The organism is Pandoraea cepalis, assembly GCF_902459625.1.
In the GTDB taxonomy this organism is placed as follows: Bacteria; Pseudomonadota; Gammaproteobacteria; order Burkholderiales; family Burkholderiaceae; genus Pandoraea; species Pandoraea cepalis.
Map to the genome: position 1 here is coordinate 248,117 of NZ_CABPRY010000006.1, position 12,035 is coordinate 260,151.

At 57.9% G+C, this 12,035-nt stretch carries 13 protein-coding genes; 6 read left to right on the forward strand and 7 right to left on the reverse strand.

The annotated features are described in order from the left end of the window. The first annotated feature begins 36 nt into the window (after positions 1–36). The 5 genes from PCE31107_RS15030 (at position 37) to PCE31107_RS15050 (ending at position 3,577) form a co-directional block, all read left to right on the forward strand. Positions 37–1,077 carry a hypothetical protein gene (locus PCE31107_RS15030; protein WP_150609521.1) on the forward strand — a complete coding sequence of 347 codons (1,041 nt, stop codon included), beginning with the start codon at positions 37–39 and terminating at the stop codon, positions 1,075–1,077. A 30-nt stretch (positions 1,078–1,107) separates the two neighbouring features. Further along, positions 1,108–1,416, forward strand: a complete 309-nt coding sequence (locus PCE31107_RS15035) for a hypothetical protein (RefSeq protein WP_150609523.1) — start codon at positions 1,108–1,110, stop codon at positions 1,414–1,416. Positions 1,417–1,447: 31 nt separating this feature from the next. Beyond that, the gene (locus PCE31107_RS15040) at positions 1,448–2,014 is read left to right on the forward strand and encodes a FlhC family transcriptional regulator (RefSeq protein ID WP_150609525.1); all 567 of its coding nucleotides are present in this window, start codon (positions 1,448–1,450) and stop codon (positions 2,012–2,014) included. A gap of 116 nt (positions 2,015–2,130) precedes the next feature. Further along, complete coding sequence (locus PCE31107_RS15045) at positions 2,131–2,778, forward strand: hypothetical protein (protein WP_217425205.1); 648 nt, start codon at positions 2,131–2,133, stop codon at positions 2,776–2,778. A gap of 412 nt (positions 2,779–3,190) precedes the next feature. Further along, complete coding sequence (locus PCE31107_RS15050) at positions 3,191–3,577, forward strand: hypothetical protein (RefSeq protein WP_150609530.1); 387 nt, start codon at positions 3,191–3,193, stop codon at positions 3,575–3,577. A 275-nt stretch (positions 3,578–3,852) separates the two neighbouring features. On the opposite strand, the gene PCE31107_RS15055 is transcribed toward PCE31107_RS15050, so the two are convergent. The 3 genes from PCE31107_RS15055 to PCE31107_RS15065 all read right to left on the reverse strand — a co-directional run bounded on the left by PCE31107_RS15055 (position 3,853) and on the right by PCE31107_RS15065 (position 7,362). Next, a complete protein-coding gene (locus PCE31107_RS15055; RefSeq protein ID WP_425494729.1) occupies positions 3,853–5,202 on the reverse strand; it encodes an IS4 family transposase in 1,350 nt (449 codons plus the stop codon). A 398-nt stretch (positions 5,203–5,600) separates the two neighbouring features. Then, positions 5,601–6,763 (reverse strand): IS3 family transposase gene (locus tag PCE31107_RS15060; RefSeq protein WP_150609532.1). Its coding sequence is split into 2 segments (ribosomal slippage): positions 5,601–6,499 and positions 6,499–6,763, totalling 1,164 coding nucleotides; the frame shifts between segments, so codons are not numbered across the junction. A gap of 140 nt (positions 6,764–6,903) precedes the next feature. After that, positions 6,904–7,362, reverse strand: coding sequence for a lytic transglycosylase domain-containing protein (locus PCE31107_RS15065; protein ID WP_150609564.1), 459 nt, complete (start codon positions 7,360–7,362; stop codon positions 6,904–6,906). 362 nt (positions 7,363–7,724) lie between these two features. Between PCE31107_RS15065 and PCE31107_RS15070 the strand changes: the two genes are divergently transcribed. Beyond that, a complete protein-coding gene (locus tag PCE31107_RS15070; RefSeq protein ID WP_246181837.1) occupies positions 7,725–8,282 on the forward strand; it encodes a hypothetical protein in 558 nt (185 codons plus the stop codon). Positions 8,283–8,871: 589 nt separating this feature from the next. On the opposite strand, the gene pilV is transcribed toward PCE31107_RS15070, so the two are convergent. The 4 genes from pilV to PCE31107_RS15090 form a co-directional block, all read right to left on the reverse strand. After that, positions 8,872–10,176: a shufflon system plasmid conjugative transfer pilus tip adhesin PilV gene (gene pilV, locus PCE31107_RS15075; RefSeq protein ID WP_150609536.1), complete on the reverse strand. Its 1,305-nt coding sequence runs from the start codon at positions 10,174–10,176 to the stop codon at positions 8,872–8,874. Positions 10,177–10,178: 2 nt separating this feature from the next. Next, a complete protein-coding gene (pilM, locus tag PCE31107_RS15080; protein ID WP_150609538.1) occupies positions 10,179–10,664 on the reverse strand; it encodes a type IV pilus biogenesis protein PilM in 486 nt (161 codons plus the stop codon). A gap of 6 nt (positions 10,665–10,670) precedes the next feature. Beyond that, on the reverse strand, positions 10,671–11,714 hold the full coding sequence (locus PCE31107_RS15085; RefSeq protein WP_174966681.1) for an ATPase, T2SS/T4P/T4SS family: 1,044 nt from the start codon (positions 11,712–11,714) through the stop codon (positions 10,671–10,673). Between the two features lie 20 nt (positions 11,715–11,734). Then, a partial coding sequence (locus PCE31107_RS15090) for a type 4 pilus major pilin (RefSeq protein ID WP_281352577.1) occupies positions 11,735–12,035 on the reverse strand: 301 nt, incomplete at its 5' end.

Genomic DNA, 12,035 nt, shown 5'->3' on the forward strand with positions numbered 1-12,035 from the left:
CAAGTAACACGCTTCCGTATAAATAGGAGTTCAATCATGTCAGCCATGGCACCCATTCATTCCGCCGATCCGATCCCCACCATGCCGGACGGCCTCTCTCACGAGGCGCAGCAAGAACTTAGTGCCCTCGCCGTCAGCCTGCGTGTACATTTCAATGGCCTGCTGCAAACGGCCGTACAGATCGCGCTGATCACGTACCGCCTCTCCCAGATCATCGGTGACTCTGTTAAGGCACAAGCCTATTTCTGCCAAGTAACGGGAAAAGCCCCCAGTACTTTCCGCAATTACCGCGGCATCGGCAGGATCGTCAGCAAGCATTTCACGCATCCGGAAGGTTACATCCCGATGCACATTACCCGTCTTCCGCTCGAAACCTTCCAACTGCTTGACGACGACATAGACGCGCGCGTCGTCGATGCAATCGCCGAACATGCACAGAACGGTCCGCTGACGGTGCCTCAAGTCAAAAAACTGATTGCGGAGGCGACCGCCGATCTGCGCGGCGATCTCGACGAAGCAAACGCGCGCGTCGTGGAATTGGCCGCGTCGGCTGCAGAAGCGCAGGCACACGCGAAGGATGCGGAGATAGGAGAAGCAAGCGCTAAAGCCAAACACGACAGCGTGGTGGTTCAACTCCGCGCCCAGGAACAGCTGGCCACAGAGCTTCAGGCTGACCGCTCGGCGATCCTTAACGACCTCCGGGAAGCCCAGGAAGATATCAACCGTCTTCGCCAGGCTGAGTCTCAGATCCAGTACGTGGACAAGACAGTCGAGGTGCTTCCGCCTGATGTCGAGAGTCTGGAGCAGGCGCGGACAGAACTAGCCGAGGTCAGCGCTCGCAAAGCACGGTTGACACAAGAACTGCAAGATCTCGAAAGCATGATCGCGGATGCACGCGAGTCGTCGAAATCCATCGACGAACTCGAAAATGGCGTGGGTGGCCTGATTGCCGCATTTCCCTCGGCGCTCGTCCTCAAGATGCGCGGCTCCAATCCGATGATCGGCACGAAGATCGACGCGATCGCGGGCCAGCTTCGCGCCCTGGCCGACACGCTGGCCTCAAAGAAAATCGCCTAATTACGACCACTACCGATCCCGGAGAAAATCATGAGCAGAGGTAACGGACCCGAACTGTTCCTTCCCCCCTTGGCAAAGATAGCGATGGCAGAAGCTAACATCAAGATCCTCGAATGCTATCGCAGCCTCAAGGACCATGCGGATCCTGCTGCGGCCCTCACTTTTGGTCTCTCCGACGAGCAATTCGAGATCGTTCGGAAACTGAGCCATTCGGACATTCGATGGCTCGCGAACGAAGGTCTGCCGCTCTGGAATGCGCGCTTCGAGCTGAAGATGACCGACGGAAATCTTGAACTGGATCGTGAGCAGGTGATCGCATCCCTGCTGATGACCTTCTGACGAAGCGAACGAATCCGACAAGGAATATGACATGTTGACCGCTGGAAGTGCACCTACCCTCAACGAACGCATTGCTCGCGTGCTCATTCTCTCAGGAACGAGGCGGCCGGTGGTCAGGAGCATCAGTCGAGTTCCGGATCCAAAGATCGACCAGATGTATTCTCAGGAGATCGGCCGCAACTCATCGTCTGGGCAATTGCCTTCGAGTCTGGAGTGGTTCACGAAGACGCACCGCATCCAGATGCACGGCGCCTTTCTCTTGCTGGCCTATCACCGCATCCATAAGTCCCTCCGTGGCACATCCTCTCAGGGCATCATGCCAGATAGCGTTCCACGCGTCGCCTTCACTCGCACCCTTACCTGGTACCACGAAATGTGCGGAGGGAAGGACAAAGCCGTCATTAGTTCGCAGCGCCTCTACACTTTGATCCGCACCTTCGCCGATGCCCAATCAATTAGCCAGCGCGGCAACGAGGCGGCAGAAATCAAACTCCACCGCTGTGCGACCTGCAAACTACCGCTGATCATCCCACGTCACTACACCGAATACCATTGCTCCGCCCACAAGCCTAAGGGGCGTCGAGCATCGAAAACCTAATGTCGGTCACAGTTGAATCATCGATTGAAAAATCGTGCCCTCGCCCCAGACTTCCGGCGCCGCGCCTGACGAATAGGGCGCTACTATCCACGTAAGACATTCACACGTGGAGAACCGTGTTGCATACGATGCAGGACCAGGTGGCGGACCTGCTGCCATTACAAGCTGAAGACACCATGCCCGCAGAAGGAACGCTCGACATCAATCAACTGAGGGACCGCGGGTGGACTCGCCAGATGGTCGCCCGATTTCTTGGTGTTCCAGACGCACGTCGGCCCGCCACGCGCGGAGGCGGCGGACGTCCGGCCGAACTCTTTCGAATCAGTCGTGTTCGCGATGCCGAACGCATGGTTGCATTCTCTCTGGCGCGACGTACGGCACTGGAACGATCATCTCTCGCTCGCCGCTCCCAACAAGAACGCCGCGCATCGCTAATGCGTTTCGCGTCAAGCCTCGAGTTGACTCTCCCTGACCGGGACATCGAAGCCGTTGCGCAATCGGTGCGGGCTGACGAAATCCCGTCTCTCGCCGGTGATCTCGCCAACAAGAAGAATCGCGCCGTGCGTCTCCTTCTGAGCATGCTCGCGGACTCCAGCAGACGACTGGACGTGTTCCACGGCCAGCCCGGCATCAAGGACGCGCGCACTTTGCTCCTCAAACGCAAGCTCGCTCTCATCGCGTCGCGATATCCGGCCCTAGCCGATAGTTGCGACTGTGTGAATCTTGAACAAGTCCAAGAAAATGTCCCTAATCCCCCACCGTAAATGGTACGCGATGGTGCGAATTTTGGCCGCTCGCCTCTGCACGGAAATCGCACAGTTAGCCCCGAACTGGAAATGGCGGATTGACGGCGTCGCAACCGCGGCGGTGCTGATCGTGCTGATCCTCGACAGGACTACGTTCAAGGTCTCTGCGGCCGGCCCATGGATGAATGTCGTCGCGATATTCTGCGTCGGCTTCGTCTTGCAACGAAATCTGGGTCGTCGCCGACAGACAAGGCAACAACCCTCACGCGGCCTCATCCGCAGAATCATCACTTGGCGTCGTTCGCGAAGCTAGTTCAACGCATTGCGCAACGTTCATTTGCGTTCCCCTCCGACGACACTATTCTTGTCTCAGTGCGCGGGACGTTGAGTAACGAACCCGCGAAATCAATAGACACCCAAGGAGTACGCGATGAGCAAGTTTAAGAAGAGCGACGACTATCCCACCTTCAACGAAGTCATCAACACGCCGCGCCAAACGAAGCTGTGGCAACCGTTCCGATCCGACGACAAGCACTCGAAAGCGGAAGTCGCGGTCGCCAACGCGGGCGTACTGGTGGCGTTCGCACTGCTGGTCGCGATGACGATCGGCGTTTACGCAATCGCCATCTGGCTGACGAACCTCGGCTGCGACACTCTGATCGAGATGATGCCGGGATGCGCGAGCTTTGCAGACCTCATCGGTTTGGCGCTGAAGGTTCTCGCAACTATCTCGTTCGCGTGGTTCATGAAAATCTGCTGTGATTGCGTGCCATACGTGGTTAGCAAGCTGCGAGAGAGCGCGGATCAAGTTTTCTAGAGCTCCCGTCACCCAATTTGCAGTGGCACCTGGTTCTGGACGGTCATGCCGTGTAAGTCGCGGTTGCCGTCCAGAAGCTCCTTTTTCCGGGTCCGGATCGCAACTGTCGGGGCTCCTCCACCACGACAAGCCCCACCCACACGCACACTCCGCAAAGTCAACCCGACTGAAGGTTTGACCCGTGGGATTCGGCCGCTGCCTATTCGGTGCGAACCGGACTAAGCTACTTGCGCCTTCTGGAATTCAATGGGGCTGACGTAGCCTAGGGCATCGTCTTATACACAATTTCCAGCGTGACCGCCGGCACGTAACTTCTGCAATGTCTTGGCAGCGACATGAACCTCTTTGAGTCCGAGCCAAATTGCTTTCGCGCCTGGTTCGCGATCACCCTTGCGGCCGAGAAATCCGCCCAAGCGCGCGATCAAGCGCAACACCTCATTGAGCTTGGGCTTGGCCGGCTGCTTGACGTCGGTCAGCAAATACGCGCCGCGAATTTCATCGACATCGAAGAACAGTTCGGCATCCAGATCGGGGCAACTGCGGCCCATATGCATCAGATGGACGATTCGCCAAGCCACGACCAGAAACAGCGCCAGCGCGCGTTCGAGCCGTTCGATTGCGCCCAATTGCAGCGCCTCGACACGGCAACCGTTCTTCAGCACGTTGAACAAGATCTCGATTTCCCAGCGCGCCCGATACCAGTCGATCAGTTCAATCGCTTCCTGCAGCGTCGTGGCTTCTCGGTTGGTCAGCAAGCGCCATTCGATCGGCTTGACGCCGCCTGGTGCATCAAACTCACGCGCCACCAGACACGTGGCCGCTACGCTTTGACCAACGCCTGCTGGCAGTTCGATGCGCCGCAACCATATGTGCTGGCGCACCTGGCGCGCCTTCACGCCGTGACGCGAGCCCATCGTGAAGGCAATCTCGCCGAGCGGTGCACCTTCTGTCGCCGCCGCCCACAGCCTCGCTCCCTCGGGCAGCGCGCGGTCGTGGGCCGAGCGAATCAGCCAATCAGCCGGCGTGCCCAACTCCTGCGCCCGCACCATCAGCGCGAGCATGTCTGCCTCGCGATCAGCGACGTACACCAGTCGCGTGTGCGGCAGGCTCGATGCCGTTTGCGCCACCCGCTCGTAACCCTCGATCCAGCGCAGGCTTTCCTTGAGGCCGCCGCGCTTGCCCTGCGCGTCCTTGGGCTCACGCGCCCACATCCACGCGTCGAGTACACCCAGCGGCACCCGCTCAGGCGTCACCGCATAGGTCGGATGCAAATACATCCCGCGCTGCATCTCGTAAGACAGTGGCCCAAGGCCCGCGGCCTGCCGGCCGTTGAAATCCAGTTCCGTGGTGTCCTGCAGGCACAACACGACCGACTGAGCGGCCATTCGTTGCTCGGTCTGCCGCCAGTGCGGCTCCAGAATCGCACTCCACTCGACCTCGCCGTTGTCGAAGAAGCGGTACGCCGCCATCGTCTCGCCCCAGCCCCGACACGCCTGCGGCACGCCAGCCGTCGGCTTGGCCGCCAATCGCTCCATCAATGTCCTCGCTCGCTTGTTCAGGCGCGCGTCGCCAAGGTCGAGGTCAGCAAATTCGGTTTCCGTCCAGCACGGTGCTTCCAGGGCCAAGGCGTTCACGCAAAAAGCGAGAGTAAACGCGACGCGCCGAAAGTTTACAAGCCCCGGTCCATCTCATTGCTCGACGACCGTTTGTTCCGGCCTACGGTTGCGGAGGACAGACTTATGTATAAGACGATGAGCCTAGGGTGGAATGTCGGCGCGTCGGGTTGTAGAGCCGCTCCATCTATTCGAACACGTCGCCTCGCGAGTGCTCGCCGGCTAGATGCACCATGCGGGCTGCGCGCTCATTCGTCGTTAAACTGTTTAGTGAGGCTTAATCTCGGCCCGCGCCGGCTCGTCACGTCTTACTCGCGCCACCGCAGTAGCGCTCCTTGAGCAGATTGACCGCCACAAGTTTGAACTATCCGTTCAATACTCCTCTAGCTTCCACATGCCGTTTGTAGTGGTCAACTGATCCCGGACACTGCGTTAAGTTTTTCTTCTGCGACTGCCGGCGCCACACCGTTATTGAATTGATGCGGTCGAATCCAGTTGTACCGCTGCATCAGGTAATGGCTGATGTCTCGATGGGCTTCTCCGGCACTCATGTATCCAGTGCTCGGCACCCATTCCGTTTTCAAGCTTCGGAACAGGCGTTCCATCGGGCTGTTATCCCAACAATTTCCACGCCGACTCATGCTCTGCTTGATTCGATAGCGCCATAGTCTCTGACGGAATTTCCGGCTGACATATTGACCGCCCTGGTCGCTGTGGAACATCAAGTCCGTAGGCCGACCGCGTTGCTCGAATGCCATGTCTAATGCCTTCACCACCAGGTCGGCATCGGGGCTCGTCGAGAATGACCAGCCGACAACGCGGCGAGTGAAAAGGTCCAACACCACGGCCAAATAATGCCAGCGCCCCTGTGCCCATAAATACGTGATGTCGCCGCACCAGACTTGATTCGGTGCCGCCACATCGAACTCGCGATTCAAGACGTTCGGAATGTCGATGCGCTCCACCGTAGCGCGCTTATATGCGTGGTTGCCAGGTTGCTTGCAAATCAAGCCGAGCTCGTCCATCAGACGGCTGACCTTAAAGCGCCCAATCGTCGTGCCTTGCTCGCGCAGCATGCCCATGATGCTGCGGCTGCCTGCTGAGCTTCGGCTCTCGACAAACAACTCGTGCACGCGACTGCGCAGTGCCATTCGTGCCGCATCAACTCGCGCTCGACGATTTCTGTATGCGTAAAAGCACGACCGAGGTATATCGAACAACTCACACAACATGGCTACCGGAACGCCGTCGCCGACCTGGTCGATTATTTCGTACGTTCTATCCCTTCCGACATCAGTAGCGCGGTAGCTTTTTTTAAAATGATCTTCTCCCTCTCGAGGCGTTCAATCCGCGCTTCCAGCTCCTGGATGCGCTGCTGCTCTGGCGTCATTGCAGGACTCTGAGGCGTGATGCCGCGGCGCTCCTGGTGCAGTTGTTGAACCCAACGGCGCAGAACCGACTCCGCGACGCCGACCGACCGGCTGGCATCGACGTGGCTATAGCTCTGGTCGAGGACTAGAGATGCAGCACTGCGCTTGAACTCAGGGGAAAACGTACGACGTTGCTTGCTCATCAGACACCTCTTCATGGCGAGTATTCTCGCCTAAATTGGTGTCCGGGGAGATTAGACCACTACAGTTTCCGACTACACCGTCACACCTTAAACAAGGTGTCTTTAGAAACGGCAGGGATCGCGAAGTCATCACCGTCGCGCTACCGCATCTCGTCTGTATAGCCGTTCGTGAGCAGCTTATTCACAACCCTCTGAACCTTGGCCGCATACCGATCCCGATAGGCCGGCGTAGCGGAATTATAGGAGCCGATGGCCGCCCACGTATTCCCATATTTTTCGATCGATTGTCTGAGTATCCAGGCGCCCATATAGACGCTCTTGCAGCCATTGAACAGGTCGGCCTTCCCAATGCCATACCGGGCAAGCTCGGGAAGATGAATCGAATTGATTTGCATCAGGCCATAGTCAATCGAACCATTTCGGTTGGTGTTCGTCAGATTCGCCCGATTGCCGCTCTCGACAATCGCGATGGCTCTCAGGATCAAGGGATTGACGTGATGAAAGCTCGCTGCGTCGTCGAAGCAGTCGGCAAAGGCCAAGCCATGTATAGAGATCAAGAGCGGTACACACAGCCAGCGAAGGCAGGATAGCGGGCGCATGGTAGTCGTCGGACAGAGGAAAAAATGAATGAAGCGGGATTTAATTTTCCCCACATCCACCTGAATCAAAGAACCAAATATTCCTCAACCAAGTAGTCCAATCGGAATCCAATTTTTTCCGTGAGATTACGCCCTACGCATTGCCAAAAACTCGCACCGCGCAGTCGACTTGCGCTAGTCGATACGGCATTTAGAGTGGAAATGTCCATGTCAGGACGCGACATTTCAACAACTCGTCAAATATTATGGCTAACAAAAGAATCCTCGCAGTTCTTTCCGCTCTTCTGATCGCCGGCGTTACCTCGAGTGGTGCACACGCGCAAGTTCGCAACGAAGTTTACGGCTCCGTCGGTACGGACGGAGTGGGTCTCGGCTACGGGTACGGCATCAGCCAGCACTTCGGCACCCGAGTCGAAGTGAGCGGCTTCAGCTATTCGCATGGCTTTAGCGCTGGCGACATGCACTACGATGCCAATCTCCGCCTGATCCACGGTTCGCTTCTGGGTGACTACTTTCCCGCACCGTCGTTCTTCCCGATTCGGCTGACGGTCGGGGTACTGGTGGGCGCTGATCAACTCAGCGGCAACGCGACCGGCTCGCAGGGAACCTACACCTTCAACGGCGTGACGGTGCCGACCCAGGGTGAATCGGTCCACGCCAGCCTGAAGTTCCCGGCCGTTCGTCCGTACGTCGGCATCGGCTTCGGTCACAACCCGAATGCGAAGGAGGGCCTGTCGATGGCGTTCGATGCTGGCGTCGCAATCGGCAAGCCGAGTGTCACCTTCGACGTTCCGCAGAATATTGCGAGTGCGGCCGGCGCTCAGAACGTGGCGGCTGAGGAACAGAACCTTCGTTCGAAGGCGAGCAAGTTCCCGGTCTACCCGATCGTTAAAGTCTCCCTGACCTACCGATTCTTCTAATCGACAATTCCGCAGGATTGCCACACGGACGCCCCATCGCTCGATGGGGTGCTTGTATTTGTGCGCAAACATTGGCGCACTTCAGCGGCTGTGAGTGCCGCAAGCTGGCCACCGTGAATAAAGTGAAGCACAAGTGCACGAGGACGATGGAGTGTCGGGAGGCAGCGTTGAGCGCAGCGCTAGCCGATGGCACGCCCCGCCGCCGGCTTCCGACAAAGGCTAGCGCGTTCATTACGATCGTCCCCATCTTGTCGAATGCGCGGTCCGGGGCCAAAAAGTCAGCGCATCGGGCGTGAGACGCCCGCAAGCTCCGACAAAGCCTCCTTGCGCCGAGCGGCGTGTCGCCCAGACGAGAACGCTCGTAGAGCTCACTTGCGAGACAATGCAAAGCAAAATTCCAGGCCTGCAGGTACCCCGAGTACGAACATCCTGACGCTCGCATGCTCGACATCTTCGTCATCGGAGTTCACCGCCATCACGACGATCTAGCCGCATCCATTCCCGTCGGGAAACCGCTTCAATCTCGATGCGTAGACAATACGCGCCTGTCAAATCTTGACCACCTAGGGAATCTGCACGCTACGACGGGTCACTCTTTCGTTGCGTGCAGGGTGATCGTGTAATCGCCCCAAGCGGAACTCCATGAGGTCCACGCCGGGATGTACGTTGGGCCGCCGACGGTTATTTGATATGTTCCCGTCATGACTCCGTATCCTGTACCTTCTTGGTCGCCCCAGTCCACGTTCGTGTCTACCAAGGCCCCATTGATCCAGAATGCCGCCCCGTTCCACGCGGCTTGCTGTGCGTAACTGACGCCAGAAATGTCCCATGTGCCCCCGCTCGGCAACGTGATGCCGCAGGACGTTGACTTGCAATAGGCGACGGCGGAGCCTCCACCCCCGGCCGCGGTCCACACGCCGGATCGACAGAAAAGTAACAAGCCCGTGCCATCACGTCCGACCAGCCCGTTTGAGGGACACCAACTGCCCGCCGAAGCGTATCCGTTGACCTGCAGGTATTCGCCGGTCGTCATGCGCCCGCCCGATTGCATTGCGCCAGTAGCGTAAGCATCACCGTTTGCCGTGATGTTCCCGGCATTCAACGATGCAGTTGCCGTCCCAGCCTGGTTCTGGATATAGAGCGTGCCGTTCTGGCGAATAGCCGAGTTAAAGCCGTCCCCGTAGTAATAGGTGCTTCCGACCTGAACGCCATTCCCTGCGGCAAGCTGAATCTGTTGAGCGTTGGTGATGGTGTTGCCACCCATGCTCAGGTTCGTGCTCATCGTGTTTAGCTGCGGCTGACCCGGCACCGCGTTGCGGTAGAGGTAGTTACTGGTCAACGTACCTTTGTTGAAGTTCAGCAAAGATGCCGGGCTGCCGCCCGCCACACCATAGGAAGCAGTCGGAATCTGCCACGCACCAAATGCCCCATAAGCGGTCGCAGCGCCGCCCGGATACACACCTGAGTTGTTCGTCGGGATCATGCCACCCACGCCCATTGCGGCCCGCGCTATCGAGCCCAGTTCCTGGTCGTTGATCCGTGTGCCCCCGATAGCATAAATGAGCACCTGTAGATTGCCGGCAGACGGCTGCGTCACCGCTGCCGCCCACGTTTGATTGAAGGGATTTGTACCTGTGAATCCGACTGGGAGACCTACATTCGCAGCCTTCACCGCGGCAACCGATATTGGAGTGGGGGTCGTCGTGACTGTCGAAAGAAGTGTGGCATTGTTCTGGGACACGTAGCTAGACACAGCGGACACCCACTGCTGTTGTTGCTGGGCAGTCGTGACGTCCGTCATGACGTGCCGCTCCGTCGCGATGCCGCTTTGGATCTTCGGCAAGTACATCATGCCGACCAATAGGGCGAACAGCGCTCCAAGAACTTCGCTCATAATCAGTTTCCAGTTTTAACGACCGACACCACATCCCCCGTTGGGACGGTGACATTCAGGGGTTGTGGCGCCGTATTCACACCGCTCGCGCATGCTATCCACGTACTTCCCGCCGACAAGCCAATCGAAGCGTCATTCTCGGAACGCACCAATACCTGCTGTAACGTACCCGTCGGCAGTGCGGCATACGTAGTTATCAGTCGCCCAGTTCCGGACACGGTCACCGCATTACTCGCGGCAAACTTCGCGATGAACACCGAGGAGTACTTAGGCGAATAGGCACTCAGTTGGCTCGGTTGGATGGTGCCGGTGAAGGCCGGATTGTCCGTCATGAAGGCCATGACAGCCGACCGATAGCTCAGAAATTGTGCCGCCGCATCGTTTACCGAAATTTCCTGTGCGGTGGGTTTGATAGCCTGGAACGTGGCCGTCTGATAGGCCAAAGTTGATGTAAGTACGGCAAGTACGAGGAGAGCCATCAAGCGCATGACAACCTACCTCGCCCGCCCGAGACTCATCTCGGACTGAAGCTTCAATAGCTCGTTTTTCTGACGGTCGATCTCACTCTGCAGCTGCGCGAATTCGCCCTTTTTCATATGACCGCGGATGGGGTCAGCGTCCGAGATGCAAAAGAGAGATCGTGCAGACAAGACTCGCGGCGGATTGCCCGTCTCCAGCGAACTGATGAGACTGTCGTTGATCGGTCGTGCACGGCCACCCGTCTCGACCATACGAAGATCGATATGCACTGCGAAGCGAAAAGCATCGACGAACTGTGCCGACACGATGCCATGCCCGGCCGCGCGCGCAAAGCGCTCGATTCCGTTGATCAAATCACCCCCGTGATACGTGCACAGAACCAAAAAGCCCATTTTCGAAGCCTGTGCCACAACCTCGGCCGTCTGATCATCGAGCACCTCGCCCACGAACAGTACGTTGGGCGTCGCGCGAGCCAGATCCTTTACGGTTTCGTACAAGATCTCCGGGGTCTCCACCTCAATCTGATGGATGTAGCCATTCTCATACCGGCCTTCGAGATGATCCATCTCGACAGGGCTCTCGATTGTCCACGTCACCCCACCGAGACGGCGCGCTCGTTCCTGGAGAAACGAGTAGGCTGTAGTGGTCTTGCCCGCGCCAGGACGCCCCAGAATAATGCCGATCCCGCCCCGAATCTCGGGCGACAATAGCTTATTGACGAGCGGCGCTGCGATGCCAGTGTCTTGCAGCCGGAATGGCTTGAAGCGAAACGCTCGGCAGACATAAACATGTTCGCCGTTCGCTAACTGAATGCGCTTCGCGCGCAAGCGCATACCATCTTCTGGAGGCCACTCCATCGGGAAGCCATAGCGGGAAGCTACCGCACCACGCTGATCCCATGATCGATTCAGCGCAAGAAATAGCTGCTTCAGTTCCTCCCAAGAATCCGATGGCAGCGGCGAAACCACCATAGAATCCGAGGCCGCCTTGAGCCAGCCCTTCGATGGATCTTCTCTCACGCAGAGGTCCGACCAAATGAGGTCCTTCAGTTTATTCACGTTAGGATGCGGAATCGCAATTAGTGGCCGTACACGTAAGTGATCGTCTGCGTTGCCGCGCTGTTGCATTCGGTAACGGCCGCACCAGCATCCAGCGGGTTCGACTGGCTGTACGTCGTGCCGTTAAGCGTCATGGTGACGTAGTTCGATGCCTTGTTTGCCATGTCCACGCAACCGTCGCTCGGTACGCCTGCCTCCACAATGTCGAACTGCGATGGGTTCGCATCCACGGACACCGTCACCGCCCCCCCCCACTGGTTGATCAACGTAGATCCCGCCACCATATTAGACGGAGCCAAATTAGCTGCAATCGCTGTCGTC